We start from the raw sequence: 18,056 nt of genomic DNA, 5'->3' as shown, positions 1-18,056 counted from the left end.
TAATTGTGCTGGGAACACTTTTACACCGTTTGCCCTAATTGTAGTAGGGAAAACATTTGCCATGAGCCTTTCAGTTACGACTATACGTAACATATACGGCTAGTATAACACAACTTTTAGATGTAATTCATCATTGAGGTGCGTTTTCAAGATAGGGAAGTGTGTCTTGTTCCAATAAGGGGGACAAAACATGTGGAAAGCTCTAAATCAAATTGAAAAAGAGTTATGTGCAGCTGGAATAAGGAAAAATAAACTAGCAGATTATTGGGGAGTTAAGCCTAGTACTGTTACAAAAATTTTTAAAGGTAACACAGACATGAGTTTTGGCTTTCTTTCCAAGACCATCATCCTATTAAACAAAGGCATACAGGTTCAAGAAAATTTATTAACAGATTATATACATATAACGAAACCAAAATCAGAAAACTTACGTGAGGCAATGGAGGATTTAGCTTTAAGAGGAAAGTTTAATCTATTAATTAATATTATAAATAGTGAATCACAATCAAAGGTAGCAGAAAATAGAGAATTCGCTAATGTGTATCGAATTATATATAGACGATATATAGGTGAAATTGATGCTACACAGTATCATAAGGCATTAAGCTTGGAAAGTAAATCAATAAAAACTTCAGAGATGGAGGTGTTAATTGAAATTTTATTATGCCAAGCGCAATATCAATCGGGTAACTTTACTTCTTTAAATGAGCGGTTAAAATCTCTTGAAATGAAAATAAATACAATAAGTAATAGGTACATTCGAGAATGTTATAAATTACGATATAAAGAGGCCATTGCCGTTACTTCGTTGCAGGGTGGTGAAGTCATTGAAGCAAGGCATGTTAGTAAGGAACTATTAGATGATCTTGAATGGGATAACTTTTTTTCTTTTCCAAAAGTAAATGCATATTTAAAGTTAGGAGAATCGTATATTTTTTCAGCGAATGAATATGAAAGGGCGAAATATTATTTGGAAAAGACCTTAGAAGTGATAGGGGATAGTAAGACTAATGGAATTGAGAGAAAAAGAAAAATGGTGCAACATACATTATCATTTCTAAAGATTCATCATGATAAAGAAATTAGTAGCTTAGATGTTGTTCATTCAGGTGAACTAGCATATTTAAGGATTAAACAAGGTAAGAAGATGGAAGCGAGAAAACTTTTGGATCAATTAAAAGAGAAGAATGGAAGATTAACAGACATACAGACTGCATATTTAGGTTTAACATATGAAGGTACTAAAAAAGAAGAGTTAATGAAACGATCTCTTTTGATGTGTCAAAAATCAGGTAATATATTTTATTCGAATTTACCAAAAATACACTTGGGTTTAATTTGAATAATTGGTATAATTGTCTTTGGAAAGAGGTGAAATAATGAAAAAAATAATTACAATCCTTCCTGCACTATTAATAGCTGCTACATTATTCATTAACACTGATTCTATTAAAGAAAAACCTAGTACAAATGATTTAAAACCTACAGTCCAACACATGATGGTTGACCCTGGTGGCGGTTGGTAAAATACATAATAAAGGTTTATATATATTACAAATGGCATCGTCTTAATTGACGGTGTCATTTGTAGTTTTAGGAGAAATTTCTTTTTTTGCTAAAAGAAGAAAAAAGAAATTTTTGTAAAAAAATACAAAAATACAAAGAGGGAGATCGTAGAAGATGAAGAGCAAAGAAGGGGAAGTTAATCTAATTAAACGAGCTTTATTACTTTTAAAAGAAGAGGATAATCCGAAAGAGAAATTATTTTCTATCTGTTTGAGTGAACCAAAAAAAGAAAAAATTATGTAAAAAAGACTATCTAACTTTTGGATAGTCTTTTTACACTACATATTTCCTTTAGATTTCTCGTAGTTCACAAACATCTCTAATTGTTCTAATGCTTTTTTTCGTTGTTCTTCAGGTAAGTCATTAATGATTTGAAGAATTTCGTGTGCTTCTTTTGTTAACTGTATATCCTCGCCGGCTGTTAAATCTGGTGAATCAGATAAATCTAACAAATAATCCGTTGTTACTTTTAAATAATTTGCTATCTTCTGAAGTGTACGTGTACCGGGTGCTTTTTTCCCCTCGACATAATTATAAACAGAAACGTGACTAACACCAATTGCATCAGCTAACTGTTGTTGGGTAATGCTCTTCTTTTCAATTAATGATTTCAACCTCTTATGACTAAACATAATAAAAAACACCCCAAGTTTATTTTATATGAAATTATTGTTTCTTAATTACTATTATGGTGTCACACTGTCATTATATATTAACTATCAGTTAAGTGGAAAGGTAATTTTTTTGGAAAAAGATTTGGGAAACACTTGAACTTAACCTTAGGTTAAGTTATTATGTAATTAACAACAAAAACGGAAGAGAGGAGTTGTTTATGAAAACTCTAAAGCAGCTACGTGTAGAGCAGGGGTATACATGTAGGGAAGTAGCTGAAGCCGTGGGTATTACTGAAGTTTATTATTGGTATATAGAAAACGGGAAGCGTCGACCTTATTATGATTTAATTGTGAAAATTGCTGAGTTTTTTAAAGTGAAGCTAGATGCAATTAAAATTTTTTGTCCTTAACTTAACTTAAAGTTAAGTTAAGGTTAGTTAAGTAAATAAGAAAGGAGCAAAACAAAATGGGATTAGATCAAATCATTAAAGAGTCAATCCGCGAAGTTGTTCGCGAAGAAATTCAAGCAGCTTTAGCGTCATTCCAACAACAATCACAACCAAACAAGGTAATGCGAGTGAAGGAAGCAGCAGCTTTCTTAAACATAGCGGTTTGTAGAATGTATGAATTAGCAAATCATCCTAAGTTTCCAGTAATAAGAGAAGGGCGTAAACTACTTTTTTTACAAAAGGATTTAGAAGCCTGGCTTGAAGCACAAAAGGAGGTGATTTAGTGGAAGATACAACATCATTAGCTATATTAGCGATATTAATTGCATGTGGTTCATTTTTATTTTACATAACTTATGAGCCAATAAAACAATGGGCTTGGAGTGATGTGAAGCAAAGTAAAAAGACCCATGGCAGTGGGTCCTTTTCAAAAAACAAGTTGTTATAAGTATACCACGGAAAGTAGGAAAATAGCACATTGGTTTTATTGAAAGGAGTGAAAGCTATGAACAACAAGGTATTACAAATAGGGCAAATAAATTTTCGTGGAAATGTTATAGATCATGGATGGTTTAAAACACTTACATTAGGTAATGGTAAACCTAATATTGTTGCAATTACTGTCTTAGGAGAAATTGTTTATTGGTATAAACCTACTGAAGTAAGAAGTGAAGAATCTAGTCAAGTTCAATATAAACAAAAGTTTAAGGCAGACACGCTTCAAAAGAGTTATCAACAATTAGCAGATTCATTTGGATTTACAAAAAGACAAGTAAAAGAAGCATGTGACTTTCTGAAAGAACGTGGACTTATAAAAATTGAATTTAGGACGATTCTTGTTAACGGAACTAGGTGTAATAACGTTATGTATGTTGAACCTGTACCTGAAATGATTCAGAAAATATCTATTATGTATTGGGGAAATGCTAACCCTCCTACAATGAAAAGTAATAGTCCTATTACTTTAGAAAGCAAGAGTGTCTTACATTCTAAAGCAATACCCTCCTACGATAAAACGGAAGAGTCTCTTACACTAGAACGTAAGACAAATACAGAGATTACTACAAATATTACTACAAAGATAAATGATGATGATGCTACTTCATCTCAGAAATTAATTGATCAAGAATTTAAAACTAGTTACAACTTTTTACTTGAAAAGGGGATTCCGTTAAGTGAAATTGCAATTCAAGAATTAGGTGAGTTTTGCGATAGATTCGGTAATGAATTAGTTATTCACGCTGTTAATAAAGCAATTGATGAAAATGTGCCAAAGTGGAGATATATTCGCAGTATTTTAAGTAGTTGGGAAAAGGAAAAAGTAAAAACATTAAATGATGTTGCTGCTTTAGATACTCGATTTGAAATGAGTAAGAAAAACAACAAACGTACTGGTAAAGGTTATTCCAAACGAACGGAAGTTGTACCAGATTGGTTACGTAAACAAGAAGAACAAGAGCCAATACAGCAGCCACACCAAACTCAAAGTGATGATCTTAAAGATAATAAGAAACGTTTGGATGAGATTCTAAATAAATATAAAAATACTAAAGGAGAGTAAGGTATGAAAAACACAGGCGTTGCAAGAAAAGTGGACGAGCTAGGTCGTGTAGTAATTCCAGTAGAGTTACGCAGAACTTTAGGGATTGTCGAAGGTACGGCACTAGATTTTCATGTCGATGGGGAAAACATTGTTCTAAGAAAATATGAAAAGTCATGCTTTGTAACGGGTGAAGTTTCTGAAACCAACATAGAGTTGCTAGGTGGCCGAATGTTTTTAAGCAAGGAAGGGGCAATTGAATTACTGGATCTTATTCAGAAGAGTGGGATGGCATATGCCTAAGCAACTAAACATTTTCGATGTAGAGCCAGCAATTTGTGAGTTCGATGTAATGAAGGCAAATGTGAAAAGAGGTACAGGACGCACTACATATGCTGATGTACGCGTCCAGGTTCCAACGAATGCAAAGTGTACGGATGAATTACCACGCACAACTAAACAAGATGATCGCTATGATATTTTTGAACAGTATGTAATGGCAATATGGAGATTTCAAAGAGCTGTAGATAAGTTTTTCAATTGGGATACAGCTGAAGAATTGTGTAAGGCAGCAAGGGATAAAAAAGAAATAATTCCGGTACGGGTTTATTTAGGAAGTGGTTTTAAACCTGATGTTGTCGAGTACATGCGGTAGTAAAAAGGAGAGGGACATATGAAAAAAATAGAAATCGATGTTAGTAGCAACAAACTTTTAATAGTGAAGGACGGAAATGTAACAGCAGTAAATCCGCCAATGAGTGGATTCGGTGAGCAAGTTGCGGTTTGGGTAAACGGTAAAGTTGATCGTGTAGATACTAAGTTTACTGAAAAGATAAAATAATTTTTTACTAGAAAGTAGGTTCGCTTATGAGTGTAGCGAGAAACCATGAAGTGATGAAGGAATCACGGTTAAAGGTATACATCGCTTTAGAAGAAGCTAACTTCATTTGGGATGAAAGAGATGTAATTCGTTTTCGTGAAATGTGGAGTCAGGGCATGAGCTTGCCAAAGATGGCAAAAACGTTAAGAAGGCATCAAGCGGAAGTTGCACTCCTTGTAATAGATCAGGCTGATAAGTATTTAATTGAAAATCGTCCGATAGGATTAGGGATTTGTTAAATAGGAAGGGGAAAATAAAATGAACACTATGGAAAACGGTGTATATGAAACAACTAAATTAGTTAGTGAATCAATGGAAGTACAAGTTGTAATGAATATCAATCAAATTTGTGAATTAGATCAATATCAAGAAGCGGCATTACGTACATGGAATACAAATAACGATTTTGGTGGACGTGTTTTAAATGCAGCATTAGGGCTTACGGGAGAAGCTGGTGAGGTTGCTGATGTTGTAAAAAAAGCAATTTTTCATGGTCATGGATTTGATCCAGCTCATTGTCCAGGAGAAGAAGAAGGAAATACACATAAAATCGCTTTAGAGCTAGGGGACATCTTGTACTACATTTCAATCATGTCTCATGAAATGGGATATACCCTAGAAGATATTGCTCAAATGAATATATCTAAATTGGCAACAAGATACCCAGACGGATTTAGCCGAGAAGCTAGTCAAAATCGTGTAGATATGAAATGAAAATTGTAATAAAAAAGAGCCATGAGTGGAAAGGCTCATAGCTCTTTTTATAAGGGTAATGATTTTATATATAAATATTATCATATAATCCCAAAAAATTCAATGTCAGTCAATTAATTGGTGTAAAATTTGAAAATTCTAGTAAAATGATAATTTATAAATACAAGGGGACTTTTGTTTATATAAAAAGTTTTAAAATATTTTTTGATGTATTAATGGTTAGGAAAACATAAATCAGGAAATAAAACCTGATATTCCTGGTTTAATCGCAGGTCAGTAGTTGAGTTTGTAAAGTGTATATAATTTTTTTCTAATGTATCTAGTGTTACCAGGTGATAAGTACCTAATCCATGCTGGATGCTATGTTTTGAAAGAGTAGGACCAATTTGTAATTTTCTATTTTTCATAGCTGTATTCCAGGGGCTGTAAAAGAATTTTAAAACGAAAGCGGGATACATGTAAATCATAAATGGATGCGGTGACCAATGTCGTCCTGCCCAATAACTACCATGAAAATAATTGTGGACTAATCTACCGCCATAGTATGGGGCAGGTGGATTAGGGGTGAGTATTTTCCCATGATAACGTTGTTTGACAAGGGGAATTCCGTATCTCGGATTGGTATAACCGTGAGTAGGATCATCTACCATTAGAATAGTCCTAATTGCGTACATGTTTTTCCCTAAAGTAGCAAGAGATGAGAAAAAGGCATGCTTATCAACACAGCAAAGAAATTCAGTGGTATTTAACACCATTTTCCATCCCGTAATTTCTTTCTCTATGTTCATTACTTCTTGATCAACTAATATGGCATCAAATTCTAATACTTTTGAATCGCGGATTTCCCAATTAGGTGCAAATAATTTGCATATTTCAACTGAACGATCAGTAGACCCACGATTAATAAGAATGCCGTGATCAAATAATTTTGTGTGGTGCATTAACCACCAAGGGAGCAGATACTCTTCATTATAGAAATGGGAAATTAAAGTTGCACTAATGAAAACCCCTCCTTTTAGACAAGGATAAAATACATCTTGCTCTAATATATTATGATGCTTATCCTTAAAAGCCTTTGTTAAAAATAACATAGAAAAAAAGGCACTATAAAATAGCGCCCACATTCAATTTGCAGAAGTATTATGAGGAAACTTAAGTAGGTGGCTTAAGTTTCTCTGTAATAAATATGAACCTATGATTATAAAAATGCCTATATTTTAGAGGGGGGTTAAGGAGTATTTGTATACAGTGAAATCCTTTTTGAAAATATCTTCAACTAATTGAATAGTTTCGGAGTCATAAAAACTTTCATATGTTGGGAGTCGTGGGAATAGAGGGTCAGTAATATCAGCATCTGCATAGTTACCTTTAAAAATGGTGATCCCACTTTGATGATGCCATGACTTAGTTAATATATCTAATGGGGACTTTTTTAAGTCATATATATTCTCTAAATTTGAGATTTCAGAGGAGAAATTTTCAAGGTGAATATAGTTTGTAACAAACTTTTCTTCATCTTGGACATATTGTTGCACATAGTGGGGGTTCACATCATCTAAATTATTCATATGTGCTTTTAAGTAATATAAAAAAAGTTTAAAGGAGATTTTTTTATTGCAGTTTTTATCATGATATAAAAAATGTCTAATTGGTTGCCATTCGGGATGTTCAATATTTGGTGGAGCGATTAGTGAGAGAAATGAACTTACTGCTCTTTTATAGGGGTTTCTTACAAGTTTATATGTCGGTTTTTCATTTGCGGATAATGCATTAGCAAGTCCAGTAAAGTAGTAAACTGAATTTTTGTAAATGTCGAATTCATAATTATGGATGAATGGGTTATATTTAATGGCTTCCTTAAACAAGTTGATTTGATAAAAAAACCAATGAGCAAGTGATGTACATCCGCTTTTTTGACTCCAAAATAATATTATTGGGAATTCTTGATGAAAATGGGGTCCTCGGGCGTATTTCATGATGAAGTCGTAAATATTTGAGTTAGTCATATGTTACCTCCCAGCATATTCTAGAAATCTCATCTTTGTATACGGTATGGAGAAAATTCTATATATATGATAAAAGGCTTGCAGGGCTATCAATTACTTTATAAAAGCGTTATTTTATAGTGATGCAAAAAGAGTACATATCGAATATGTACTCTTGAAAAAAGGAAGTGTATATAAGTGATGAAACACTATATTACAACATATGCTTGTCTCATTTAAAAGTGCAAGGAATATAACAAAATAGTTATTTTAATAAAAAGCGGGGAAATGAGGGGAGTGAAAGGAAAAGAACCCTTTATATAAAGAGTTCTTACGGTGATTTAATCTATTAGTTGCACTCGTGGTAATATTCATCACATGAATCGTTATTATTGTTACAGCAGATACAAAATGTTTTTTGAACAAATAAACTAACTGCACTAGCAGGACCTTCTTGCTTTGTAAGAGTAAGACTTTGAAAATCTTCAACTTGAAATATTTTTGTTTGAACGGGTTGTAATGTAGTAGTAATTGGTATGCTAGATCTTCTTGTTAGAATAGTTACTTGAACGGGTGCACTCATACCGACAACGAATAACTGAATTAATGTTTTATTGTGATTGTTGGTGAAATCTTCAAATACTGTTTGTGGAGTGGTATTTAGGAGGTCAATAGATATAGGTATATTTCCATTTAAATTTTCTCCTGAACCACTAATTGTATGAGTCTCAACAAAACAGTTATTTTTTTGGTGGTCCGTATGCGATTGGTTTTTATAATACTTTTTACCATCTTTATAAAAGTAATCAGCCATATGAATTTAAAGCTCCCTTCTTTTAGATGTCTATATAGTCTATTTAATAAAGCGAAGTAGTGCTTGTACAACATAATAAAATCCGCTCTCGTAATTATTTGAAAATTAAAGAGCGCCATTCAAGGCGCTCTCGGATAAAAAATATTGAAAAAGAATACCACATTATATTTTATGCATGTTCTGAATAAATGTGCAGTTTTTTAACAAAATTCTTATTGTATGAGCAAAAATAAAAGAACCCGTTTGTTATAAACGGATTCTTCCCACAAGGTGTGCAAGAAATTCAAGGTAACTGGACCAGAGCCACCTGTGGAATTCCTTGTGATAATACTGTATGCAAAGGAATCAATAAGGTTAATGAAATTTAAACAAAATCCTTATTTAATTAAAAAATATGTCTTGTCTGCTCTTTGCATTTTATGTTTATTATATGTAAAACATAATCCATCCAAATAAATTAAAAGAGCACTTTTAAAAGTGCTCTCTGACTAGAACTAATGTTGAAAAAGAATACCCAATATATTGTATGTATGTTTTTTAGATAGGTGTAATTAAAAATAAAATCTTTATTTAAATAAAAAGAGCGCTAATCGTGAGCGCTCCTTATACCTCATTATAACGACAGTGACGAACTCACATTATATAGAAAGGCACTATTATTGTATGTCAAAGTATGAGATTAGTGAATGGATTTAGATAAAATCTTTATTTAAAAATTAAAGAGCGGTTTTTAAGGGGCTCTCTGACTAAGAGTTATTTTAAATTTTTTATGGCTTTGAAGTATTTAAGCAATAATTTTGTTTAAGACTAAGATAATTTCTCATTAGTAATACCGATTTGCTTCAGTAGACATGGCAATCGCTTTTGTTTCATGAACTGTACCATAGGGATGCTCTGGAGGTGCATATATAGAGTAAATTTTAAGTGGTTTATTCCCCATATTGATTACATTATGCCATTTTCCAGCAGGTATCATAATTGCATAGTCATCATAGACCATTTCTTGAAAATCTAATTTATCTTTGTTATCACCCATTTGAACGAGTCCTTGGCCCTCTTCAATACGTATGAATTGATCAGTTGTAGGGTGTACTTCTAAACCTATGTCATCTCCAACATTAATACTCATTAAAGTTACTTGTAAGTTTTTTCCTGTCCAGATAGCGGTGCGATAAGTATTGTTTTGTTTAGTGGCTTGGTTAATATTCAATACAAATGGTCTAGCTCCATAATCTGTTAATCTAACATTTTCACAACAAGGATTCCGGTTGTGGTCCCAAGCATTATTGTTGTAACTGTAATAATAAGGATTCCAACCGTAAATCCAATTATTGTTATTCCAGATGTTATCCATTGAGCTTTGACATTGATAATAACGTGGATTATATTGCATATCCAAGCTCCTCTCATGATTTTATCATTTCCTGTTTATCCTATGCTGTTGTCTATTTATAGGAATGCAGAATAAGAGGAAATGGGCAGTAATAAAGGATGTACAATTTGTATAAAAAACTTAATAAAATCGTTATTTGATTAAAAAGAAAAAAGAGCACATGTTGATATGTACTCTAAGATAATCATTTTAATATCTATTCAATTGTTTCTTTTGTATCAGGTGTATCAAATTTATCAATCAGCTTAAATATTACTTCTAAAAGAATTGTAGATAAAATTGCAAAGGTTAATACAGCATGTGGTGATAATTGCACTGCTGTGAAATTAAGTTTTGCTAGCCAAAAATATCCGACATACATTGACAGGAATGTACTAACAATTGAAATTGTAAATCCTAAGAAACCTAATTCTTTTAGCTTTTCTTCAGATAGTTTAAATACGCGTAATAAGAAAGAGAAGATGATTCCAACTATGAAAAATCCAATACATAAAGTCAATAGTGACATTATACTTGGGTATTCAACGTCATCAGGCATCCATTGTTTCATTCCTACAATTATGGCTGTAGGTAGTACGATAGGCATTAATAGTGGTGATACTATTAGAAAAATTGCCAATACTCTATTGATGTTGTTTGTTTCATTGTTGTTTTGATTATTCATAAAGCCTCCAAAAATAATTTCAAAATAATATCCTAGTGGATTCTAGCACAAAAGTGTTAGTAAAGCCACAGTTAAAAAAGTGGATTTAAACAAAAACGCTATTTGGTATGTAAATGTAAGAGCACTTTGTAAAGTGCCCTTCTGTAACGACTATCCACTCTAAAAAGAAATGATGCAATATATCGTATGAAATTATGTAGATTGAGTTATGTGTATTTTGTATAAAAATTTCATTTTGTAGAAAAATGCCAAAGTAAAACGAGCACTTGTTCCAGAGTGCTCGCTTAAAAAGCATTCCATGTATTGGGGTTATGTTTGTAAGTCATGAAACAGTAAATGACTGAAAAATAAGGTTCAAGATAGTTTATTCATTTTAGAGTAAATGGGTACCTATACGAAAAAAAGAGCAGCTAGCAAAAGCTAACTGCTCCATTCCTAAAAAAGGTTCCGGGCTGCAAACACTGTTAAGAAAGCAGCTTATCAGTAGTATGTACAGAATTGTGAAGATTATTAGGATGAAAAAAAGAGCGCCTTCGAACAGCGCTATTCCTCAGAGTGTTTAGTACATGATATTTCATGAAGGTTTTTAAGAAATAAAATGAATGAGCTCACAACCGAAAAGATGCGACTACACAATAACATATGAAAATTCCGTAGTAGGGGTGAAAATAAAATTTAAAATACAAAGAGCAGCTAGCAAAAGCTAACTGCTCGGTCCTCCAAGGGGGAACAAGGAGAAAGTAACTTAATGGGTTGTCTACAGTATTAACGGAATATTGAGTTTTATTCAGGGGAGGAAAAAAGAAATGGGTAGTGCATGTCACATAGACAAAAATAAGTGTTTGTGGCGTAAAACTGGAGTTTATTGCAGCACGTTCGGATCAGAAAAATCTCGAGGAGCTTCAATGAATTTTCCTGACGGTAGAGTAATTAGGTTCCATACATCAAACATGGAAGAAGCTCATAATTTAGCGGATATGTTAGGTAATGTTGTAATTGGGATCGGAATGGAGAAAAAGAATGCTGAAAATCAGGCTTGGTATTGAAAAAGATGCATGGGGCGTTATGTTTGGGTATTACGCACCAGAAAGAACGTTAGGCATTTTAAATTAATGTGGAAAATACCATATGTAACCTAAAATAATTAAGCAAGAAATTCCAAGTGTAATTAATAAATATTTAAGGGTTGTGAGTACTGTTTTCATTGAATACCGCCTAAATTTTTAATTATTTTAGGCATTTAGTCCGGTATTTATGTATATAAAAATTTTATTTTGTAGAAAAGAGGAAGCTAAAAAAGAGCACTATCTATAGGTGCTCTTTTCGAGAGTGAGTATAAATTCCTATCATTCAAAACTAGTATATGCACTGTGTTATGTAGTTGCTACTAAAATTAATATCAGTTTTTTAAAATTAGGGGTTTCTTTTAATGAAACCCCTAAAAAGACAACTAAATTTACGTTATTGTAAATTCAATTGCGATAGGAGTACCTCCATCTAGTACGGCACCTCCTACAATAGTAGCAGCTGTAGTAGTCACACCAGTAATAGTATCACCTGTTTGAATAACACCATTAATATAAAGCGTTAAAAAAGCATAAGAAGCAGGGAAGGTTGTTACAGCACCAGTATCATCGGTGAAGTCTGTGTTAGCAAAAGTTAAATCCGCTCCAGCGACAGTCCCTGTAGCTGCTGTACTTACAAATCGTCTTCCAGCTATAAAAGGCTTAACGATAGGCATTTATGTTCACCCCTTTTTGAGAATAAACTTAGACAAGTTTTTTGAAAGTCTTGTCCTGTATTGTATTCTATGTTGTGATTCTTTTAAAAGATACGGCTTGTATACTAGTAAAAAAGTATAATTCGTATGTGTTTATAAGATGTAGTATAAATTTAAACAAAATAATCCTTTTGAAATTATATAGGTAAAACTTCCATTTGAGCAGTTTTTTGAATGTAATAAGGTATTAAAGTAATGAAAACGCCCCAAAATGGACAAAACTGTTTTACAAGAAGGAGTGAGAGGGTTGAATAATTTAAAGAAAAAGAAACTAAAAAAAGCAATTGCTCGTCGTACAAAGGTTATACAAAAATATGAGAAAGATAGAATAGATAAAGCTTGGAGGAATCTGTTTATACAGACAAGTATCATGAAATAAATATAGTCCGGCTAGAAAACTAGAGGACACCAATTCATTAAAGCAGCAATTAAGGCTGTTTTACGAATAGGTGTCCTTTTTATTTTGAAAAGGGAGATGGGGAAATGAAGGTGTTAAAGGATCAATTACTTGAATGGAAAAAGAAATCCAAGCAAGGAAAGAAGAAAAACAAGAAAAAACAAAAAGAGAAATTAAGCACTCGTGATATTGAAGATTTAATGGGGATGCATAGACCTTGCTATGAACGAAGACGTGGAGCAATAAGACAAAAGTAATTTAAAAATAAAAAGGAGTGGTCTTACATGACTAAACAATTATCTTTCTTATCAAAAATTGACAGAACGGCGACACAAGCGGAATTAGAAGGTGTGTTGGAAAGCATACGTATACATAGACAATTCGGGATGATGCGTAAAGAAATGAAAGTCACTCCTTCTTATGAAATACGTGAGCATGGTCCTACACATACAGTTGGAAAACCATTAGAAGATGTTGCTGTAGTAAATATTCAGCAAAGCAAAAGAGAAGAGTGGCTTGAAAAAATGTCATTACGTATTGATCAGTTTCTAAATCGATTAGGAAACGGACGTGCAGGAAGTATTCAAAGAGATATTATTTATAAACGTTATTTAGAAGAAGAGGATGTGTGTGACTACATGGTTTATAACGAGATAGGGATGTCAGAGCGCACTTATCGACGTTGGAAGTCTAAAGCGTTTTATAAACTTGCTTTTGCACTAGGATTAGAAGTTTATGAGACAGTAGAAACTGGAGGTAATAAATAATGAATTTTGTTCAACCGATACGTGATCCAGAGCAAATACAACAAATTAAAGAGTATTTAAAAGAAAAGAGTGAACGTAATTATATCTTGTTTGTAATGGGAATCAATACGGGCTTACGTATAAGTGACATTCTAAAATTGAAGGTTGGAGATTTAAAGGGAAGTCATATTTCCATGCGTGAAATGAAGACGGGGAAGCAGAAACGTATTCAGATTACTGCAGCATTAAGAAGAGAATTAAAGTGGTACATTGAAGATATGGAAGACCATGAGTATTTAATTAAGAGCAGGCAAGGAAAGAATCGACCAATTGGAAGAAGCATGGCGTATAAAATACTTAGTAGTACAGCAACAGAGTTTGGCATAGACGAGATTGGAACGCATACATTACGTAAGACGTTCGGTTATCATATGTACATGCAGACAAAGAACATAGCCTTGCTAATGGAGATATTCAATCATTCAAGTGAACGCGTAACTTTGAGATATATAGGAGTAAACCAAGATGCAATGGATAAAGCGATGAATAGGTTTAAAATCTAATCATTGCTTTTTTTATTCAAGGATAACAACACATGCTTATCGACTTAAGAACCGAAACTTACGCTTGAACATAAAATCAAATTTAGATGAGCAAAGCTATTTCAAGTGAATAGAATCCACTCTTTAAGAATACATAAAAAATATATATACAAGCGTAGTCTAATCACTACATCATTGGCGAAAGTAGAATTCTATAAATTTTGGAGGAAGAGATATGCAAAAAAAGGTTCTCCTGTTTACAGATTTAGGGATTGATGATGCATTTGCTATACTCTACACCTTTTTTCGTAAAGACATTCAACTTGTAGGAATCGTGGCCGATTATGGAAATGTATCAAGAGAAAATGTAATAAGAAATATTAACTATTTAAAGTACATTGCGGGAAGAGAAGAAATACCTGTATTCCTGGGTGCTTCTGTACCATTGACAGGTATATTGACTCAGTATTTCCCTGAGGTACATGGAAAAGTTGGATTAGGACCTATTATTCCACCTGAAATTTCATATCCAGTTTATCCTTTAAATGATATTTATCAAATTATAGAATCGAATTTAGAAGAACTTACAATTATCAATTTAGGAAGACTTTCTTCACTAGCTACAACTTTTGTATTGAATTTAGAAACAATGCGAAATGTAAGAGAATGCATTTGCATGGGGGGAGCTTTTTTCTATCCGGGTAACGTAACTGCTGTGGCTGAAGCTAATTTTTACGCAGACCCTTATGCAGCAAACTTAATTCTGCAACATGCAAAGAACTTGACAATTATTCCTTTAAATGTGACCCAACATGCGATTGTTACACCCGAAATGGTCCAGCAAATTGATGCATTTCATCGGAATACACAGGATCTTGCAGGGCTTATCATTAAACCTATGTTAGATTATTATTATAATTTTTACTCCAAGTCTAATCCAGGTATAAGTGGAAGTCCTATGCATGATTTTGTAACAGTGTGGTATTTGTTAAATAGGGAGGCTGTTAGCCTTTCGAGAGTACCCATTAAAGTAATTCCTGATCAAGGGGAAGGGTTTGGTCAAAGCATTGCAGACTTTCGTTTTGTTACTAATCCAGGCTATAAAACGCATAATGTAGCTTTTCAGTTTGATTATGAAAGGTTCAGGAAGGATATTATGGAAACGTTCTTAAAGAAGAGAGTGTAAAAGACTTTATTCATTTTATTTAACTCATAGGAATCCAACTTTTTAGGTTGAAATTCTCTTAGCATACAAAATTTTTGGAATTCTGGCAGTATTTCACCACTATCAAGCTAATAAAATAAAAATTCACTGACTATTTAAAGTAATTAAATGCAGTGGATTTTTATTTTTGGAGTACATTAAAATTTTAAATTGGTGGCCATGTTATTCTACCCCATTCTATACAGTTACTCATTTTTATTGTGTTGTGTAACTCAAAAGAGGAAGTGTTATGAAGCTATGGATATCAAAGGCTGTAGCATTTAGATTAGTTACACAAAATATAAGATATGGGTAAGTGAAGAGGAGAATTAAGTGAATATTCTTTCTAATGTGGTAAAATAGATATGAGAATATTAAAATATGGGAGTGATTAAAGTGATTATTTCAAATCAAGAAAGATTTAATGCAATGGACGTGATTTTCACAAAGGCTAGGAGTTTCATTGTAAATAAAGTGAAAGAAACATCGACCTATAAAGAATATGATCTGTTAACAATTAAAAATAATGAAAAAGAATTACATCTACTATTTGAGGAAATAAATGAACAATTAAGAAATAATGACAATACATTAGAACTTATGAAAAATCCTCATTATAATGACTTAATAAATAAAGCTGATAACTTGTCCAAGGAACAAATCTGTTTTGGAAAGATTAAAGCAGAAATGAATTTAGTAACAAATGAGATTGAAGTACTAGTAGAAACGGCAAAGGAAAATAAAATTTTTATCTATGATGAGCAAAGGTATATGGATGACTTAGTTCAATATATGGATGAAATTAATAGAATCGCTCAAAATGTATGGGATGAAAACAATTAATAAAAGTGTGGCAGAGTCGTGACCGCTTTTTGGCAGGAAATGTGCCGGTTGTTTTGGAATCAACGTGATATAGTTGTATTGTGAGAAGTGGCGGAAAACATAACTCATAAATTCCTTTATAAACTATATGTTGTCTAAACGGTTTCATAATGACGGCACATAAAATCCGAAACCAGCAGATGGTAATGATTGAATGATACTGTTATTAGGGAGAGCTTTTGCTCTTCTTCCAGTAACTTAATAACGTTGTGATAGTTAAACACAAACAAAATTAGGTGGTTGGAAGAAGAATAAAACTTCATTTACCGAATGTATAGTAATAACATAACAAATTGACGAAAGGGCAACTGATGCATGGTTACTCTTTTATTATGCGTTATATAAATAAATTTGATATTGGATAGATATGTGTAACTTTCTTATAGTATAATATTACAATGAATAGGAGGGATTAAAAGATGAATAAAGTGAAACTATTTGATTGTCCAAAGACATCGACATTAGAAGAAGAAATAAACAATTTTTTAGCAACAGAAGGAAAATCATCTTCATTCGAATTAATTGATATTAAATTTAACAGTTATACATACGGAGAAGATAGAACTGATTTCCATTCGGCTATGGTTATTTACAAGATTTAATACGTAATTGTCAAAGCATTCCTTAGGGAGTGCTTTTTATTTTGGAGGAGGAGTGAGAACAAATGAAACTAAGTAAACAAGAACAAACAGCTATTATAGGTAATTTAATAAATCATGCTATTGGTTTAAGGTTAGTAAAAGAACATATTGCACCTCAGAAATTAGAAAAAGCTGTAGATTTGTATAATGAGGCGAGTGATAATATGACACCAAAACAAACAAGAATATCGCTTATTAGTGCACTAGATAAAACGATTGATGAGTTTCTAAAACAGTAAACATAAAAAAGGAAAAGCAACTCGCATTGGGGTGCGAATCACTTTTCCTGATGGCAATGTTAACCTTATTATAACAACTTGTATTTATTTGGTAAATATATAATTGGAATATTCTTTTAAAAGAGGTGAGGATAATTGGATAGCGTTTTAAACGGTAAGATTGCTGCACTTGGTCTTATGTCTATTGATAAGAAAGCATATATCAAATATCTTAAGCCACATGAGAAAGCATATAAGAAGTCTGGGATTGATGTTAATCGATTCAAGTATTACAAACTGTATGGACAGAAGCCTATGTTTTATTCTGTAGAATATCTCATGCAAACACCAATAAAAGATTTATTGGAGAGGGATAAAGGTAATAAGGATTGTTTGGTAAAGACGAATGAAAGAGTATAAAACGAAACAACAGAAGCGTAAGTTCTATGATAGTGGTGAATGGAAACAGATACGAGAACAAGTAAAGAAGAGAGACAACTATGAATGCCAAGAGTGTAAGCGCAATGGTAGTGTTCGTGTGGACACCAATGAATACAGTGAGAGTGCAAAGCGTAAGAAGATTCAGCTCGTTGTCCATCATATAAAAGAACTAGAACATCATCCAGAGCTTGCATTAGAAATAGATAACTTAGAAACAGTCTGTGTGGATTGTCATAATAAAGAACACGGTAGAGTGTTCTTTAAGAAGGTAAACAAATGGCAAGACGATGAGAGGTGGTAACGTTGGATACTTATGAACAAGATGTAGCTCTATTAGTTAAAGCTTATAGACTTGAAGGTTATGTCATTACAAATGAACAGGCTGAAGATATTTGGTCAGAGTATTCGAATGAGTTATATGCTTCTTGGATGATGATGGGTAATAAAACGGATGGTTTATATGAAACAACTAAAAAGATTGCTGAGAAATTAAAAATAATACCCCCCCTTAAATAATTTCAACAAAATTGCTCTAAGGGGCACCGGAGGAGGGGGTCGATTTTTCAAATTTAGAACCAAATTCGCG

31 protein-coding genes are annotated in these 18,056 nt (G+C 32.7%); 24 read left to right on the top strand and 7 right to left on the bottom strand.

Going from position 1 to position 18,056, the window contains the following annotated elements; all coding sequences use genetic code 11:
* Positions 1–190: 190 nt before the first annotated feature.
* The 3 genes from ACZDYH_RS23380 to ACZDYH_RS23370 all read left to right on the top strand — a co-directional run bounded on the left by ACZDYH_RS23380 (position 191) and on the right by ACZDYH_RS23370 (position 1,809).
* Positions 191–1,342, top strand: coding sequence for an AimR family lysis-lysogeny pheromone receptor (locus ACZDYH_RS23380; protein ID WP_116344836.1), 1,152 nt, complete (start codon positions 191–193; stop codon positions 1,340–1,342).
* Positions 1,343–1,379: 37 nt separating this feature from the next.
* On the top strand, positions 1,380–1,526 hold the full coding sequence (locus ACZDYH_RS23375) for a hypothetical protein (RefSeq protein ID WP_000720927.1): 147 nt from the start codon (positions 1,380–1,382) through the stop codon (positions 1,524–1,526).
* 154 nt (positions 1,527–1,680) lie between these two features.
* Entirely contained in the window at positions 1,681–1,809 is a 129-nt protein-coding gene (locus ACZDYH_RS23370) for a hypothetical protein (RefSeq protein WP_255913732.1), read from the top strand.
* A 35-nt stretch (positions 1,810–1,844) separates the two neighbouring features.
* Here the strand turns inward: ACZDYH_RS23370 and ACZDYH_RS23365 are convergent, their stop codons facing one another.
* Entirely contained in the window at positions 1,845–2,198 is a 354-nt protein-coding gene (locus tag ACZDYH_RS23365) for a helix-turn-helix domain-containing protein (protein ID WP_000491272.1), read from the bottom strand.
* Between the two features lie 200 nt (positions 2,199–2,398).
* Here ACZDYH_RS23365 and ACZDYH_RS23360 point away from each other — a divergent pair, with 200 nt between their 5' ends.
* The 9 genes from ACZDYH_RS23360 to ACZDYH_RS23320 are packed head-to-tail and all read left to right on the top strand — an operon-like array spanning position 2,399 to position 5,763.
* Positions 2,399–2,590, top strand: a complete 192-nt coding sequence (locus ACZDYH_RS23360; protein ID WP_000854271.1) for a helix-turn-helix domain-containing protein — start codon at positions 2,399–2,401, stop codon at positions 2,588–2,590.
* Between the two features lie 56 nt (positions 2,591–2,646).
* Positions 2,647–2,913 (top strand): helix-turn-helix domain-containing protein, encoded by a 267-nt coding sequence (locus ACZDYH_RS23355; protein ID WP_000522028.1) that lies wholly within the window; start codon positions 2,647–2,649, stop codon positions 2,911–2,913.
* Positions 2,913–3,077, top strand: coding sequence for a hypothetical protein (locus ACZDYH_RS23350; protein WP_000390285.1), 165 nt, complete (start codon positions 2,913–2,915; stop codon positions 3,075–3,077). Before ACZDYH_RS23355 ends, ACZDYH_RS23350 begins: the two co-directional genes overlap by 1 nt.
* 57 nt (positions 3,078–3,134) lie before the next feature.
* Positions 3,135–4,190 carry a DnaD domain-containing protein gene (locus ACZDYH_RS23345; protein ID WP_116344835.1) on the top strand — a complete coding sequence of 352 codons (1,056 nt, stop codon included), beginning with the start codon at positions 3,135–3,137 and terminating at the stop codon, positions 4,188–4,190.
* Positions 4,191–4,193: 3 nt separating this feature from the next.
* Positions 4,194–4,472: an AbrB/MazE/SpoVT family DNA-binding domain-containing protein gene (locus ACZDYH_RS23340; protein ID WP_063547383.1), complete on the top strand. Its 279-nt coding sequence runs from the start codon at positions 4,194–4,196 to the stop codon at positions 4,470–4,472.
* Positions 4,465–4,824, top strand: a complete 360-nt coding sequence (locus ACZDYH_RS23335) for a hypothetical protein (protein ID WP_001125968.1) — start codon at positions 4,465–4,467, stop codon at positions 4,822–4,824. The genes ACZDYH_RS23340 and ACZDYH_RS23335 overlap by 8 nt, the downstream gene beginning before the upstream one ends.
* Positions 4,825–4,842: 18 nt before the next feature.
* Complete coding sequence (locus ACZDYH_RS23330) at positions 4,843–5,010, top strand: DUF3954 domain-containing protein (RefSeq protein ID WP_000717826.1); 168 nt, start codon at positions 4,843–4,845, stop codon at positions 5,008–5,010.
* 26 nt (positions 5,011–5,036) lie between these two features.
* Positions 5,037–5,288, top strand: coding sequence for a hypothetical protein (locus ACZDYH_RS23325; protein ID WP_000109499.1), 252 nt, complete (start codon positions 5,037–5,039; stop codon positions 5,286–5,288).
* Positions 5,289–5,307: 19 nt separating this feature from the next.
* Entirely contained in the window at positions 5,308–5,763 is a 456-nt protein-coding gene (locus ACZDYH_RS23320; protein ID WP_001094973.1) for a nucleoside triphosphate pyrophosphohydrolase family protein, read from the top strand.
* Between the two features lie 212 nt (positions 5,764–5,975).
* Here ACZDYH_RS23320 and ACZDYH_RS23315 read toward each other — a convergent pair whose 3' ends face one another.
* The 5 genes from ACZDYH_RS23315 to ACZDYH_RS23295 form a co-directional block, all read right to left on the bottom strand.
* The gene (locus ACZDYH_RS23315) at positions 5,976–6,704 is read right to left on the bottom strand and encodes a hypothetical protein (protein ID WP_033666571.1); all 729 of its coding nucleotides are present in this window, start codon (positions 6,702–6,704) and stop codon (positions 5,976–5,978) included.
* Positions 6,705–6,980: 276 nt separating this feature from the next.
* Positions 6,981–7,769: a sulfotransferase family 2 domain-containing protein gene (locus ACZDYH_RS23310; RefSeq protein WP_116344834.1), complete on the bottom strand. Its 789-nt coding sequence runs from the start codon at positions 7,767–7,769 to the stop codon at positions 6,981–6,983.
* A 328-nt stretch (positions 7,770–8,097) separates the two neighbouring features.
* Entirely contained in the window at positions 8,098–8,562 is a 465-nt protein-coding gene (locus ACZDYH_RS23305; RefSeq protein ID WP_046392730.1) for a hypothetical protein, read from the bottom strand.
* An 823-nt stretch (positions 8,563–9,385) separates the two neighbouring features.
* A complete protein-coding gene (locus tag ACZDYH_RS23300) occupies positions 9,386–9,955 on the bottom strand; it encodes a cupin domain-containing protein (protein WP_046392731.1) in 570 nt (189 codons plus the stop codon).
* A 196-nt stretch (positions 9,956–10,151) separates the two neighbouring features.
* Positions 10,152–10,619: a hypothetical protein gene (locus tag ACZDYH_RS23295; RefSeq protein ID WP_046392732.1), complete on the bottom strand. Its 468-nt coding sequence runs from the start codon at positions 10,617–10,619 to the stop codon at positions 10,152–10,154.
* 806 nt (positions 10,620–11,425) lie between these two features.
* Here ACZDYH_RS23295 and ACZDYH_RS23290 point away from each other — a divergent pair.
* Positions 11,426–11,665 (top strand): hypothetical protein, encoded by a 240-nt coding sequence (locus ACZDYH_RS23290; RefSeq protein ID WP_046392733.1) that lies wholly within the window; start codon positions 11,426–11,428, stop codon positions 11,663–11,665.
* A 410-nt stretch (positions 11,666–12,075) separates the two neighbouring features.
* Here the strand turns inward: ACZDYH_RS23290 and ACZDYH_RS23285 are convergent, their stop codons facing one another.
* Positions 12,076–12,360 carry a DUF4183 domain-containing protein gene (locus tag ACZDYH_RS23285; protein ID WP_001123250.1) on the bottom strand — a complete coding sequence of 95 codons (285 nt, stop codon included), beginning with the start codon at positions 12,358–12,360 and terminating at the stop codon, positions 12,076–12,078.
* A 286-nt stretch (positions 12,361–12,646) separates the two neighbouring features.
* On the opposite strand from ACZDYH_RS23285, the gene ACZDYH_RS23280 reads away from it, so the two are divergent.
* The 11 genes from ACZDYH_RS23280 (at position 12,647) to ACZDYH_RS23230 (ending at position 17,986) form a co-directional block, all read left to right on the top strand.
* Entirely contained in the window at positions 12,647–12,778 is a 132-nt protein-coding gene (locus ACZDYH_RS23280; RefSeq protein WP_116344833.1) for a DUF3983 domain-containing protein, read from the top strand.
* A gap of 104 nt (positions 12,779–12,882) precedes the next feature.
* Positions 12,883–13,053 carry a hypothetical protein gene (locus ACZDYH_RS23275; protein ID WP_033695145.1) on the top strand — a complete coding sequence of 57 codons (171 nt, stop codon included), beginning with the start codon at positions 12,883–12,885 and terminating at the stop codon, positions 13,051–13,053.
* Between the two features lie 27 nt (positions 13,054–13,080).
* Positions 13,081–13,563: an ArpU family phage packaging/lysis transcriptional regulator gene (locus ACZDYH_RS23270; RefSeq protein WP_046392734.1), complete on the top strand. Its 483-nt coding sequence runs from the start codon at positions 13,081–13,083 to the stop codon at positions 13,561–13,563.
* Positions 13,563–14,105 carry a site-specific integrase gene (locus ACZDYH_RS23265; RefSeq protein ID WP_046392735.1) on the top strand — a complete coding sequence of 181 codons (543 nt, stop codon included), beginning with the start codon at positions 13,563–13,565 and terminating at the stop codon, positions 14,103–14,105. The genes ACZDYH_RS23270 and ACZDYH_RS23265 overlap by 1 nt, the downstream gene beginning before the upstream one ends.
* A gap of 214 nt (positions 14,106–14,319) precedes the next feature.
* A complete protein-coding gene (locus tag ACZDYH_RS23260; RefSeq protein ID WP_001170296.1) occupies positions 14,320–15,270 on the top strand; it encodes a nucleoside hydrolase in 951 nt (316 codons plus the stop codon).
* Positions 15,271–15,684: 414 nt separating this feature from the next.
* Positions 15,685–16,131 carry a hypothetical protein gene (locus ACZDYH_RS23255; RefSeq protein ID WP_406904007.1) on the top strand — a complete coding sequence of 149 codons (447 nt, stop codon included), beginning with the start codon at positions 15,685–15,687 and terminating at the stop codon, positions 16,129–16,131.
* Between the two features lie 458 nt (positions 16,132–16,589).
* Entirely contained in the window at positions 16,590–16,772 is a 183-nt protein-coding gene (locus tag ACZDYH_RS23250; RefSeq protein ID WP_071714886.1) for a sporulation protein Cse60, read from the top strand.
* A gap of 62 nt (positions 16,773–16,834) precedes the next feature.
* On the top strand, positions 16,835–17,050 hold the full coding sequence (locus ACZDYH_RS23245) for a hypothetical protein (RefSeq protein WP_071714887.1): 216 nt from the start codon (positions 16,835–16,837) through the stop codon (positions 17,048–17,050).
* A 135-nt stretch (positions 17,051–17,185) separates the two neighbouring features.
* Entirely contained in the window at positions 17,186–17,449 is a 264-nt protein-coding gene (locus ACZDYH_RS23240; RefSeq protein ID WP_071714888.1) for a hydrolase, read from the top strand.
* Positions 17,436–17,771 carry an HNH endonuclease gene (locus ACZDYH_RS23235; protein WP_368968853.1) on the top strand — a complete coding sequence of 112 codons (336 nt, stop codon included), beginning with the start codon at positions 17,436–17,438 and terminating at the stop codon, positions 17,769–17,771. The genes ACZDYH_RS23240 and ACZDYH_RS23235 overlap by 14 nt, the downstream gene beginning before the upstream one ends.
* Before the next feature lie 2 nt (positions 17,772–17,773).
* Positions 17,774–17,986 (top strand): hypothetical protein, encoded by a 213-nt coding sequence (locus tag ACZDYH_RS23230; protein ID WP_071714890.1) that lies wholly within the window; start codon positions 17,774–17,776, stop codon positions 17,984–17,986.
* The last annotated feature ends 70 nt before the right edge of the window (positions 17,987–18,056 follow it).

The sequence above is a fragment of the Bacillus sp. EB V-12 genome, assembly GCF_056158125.1.
This window is presented reverse-complemented; position numbering and strand designations above follow the sequence as displayed.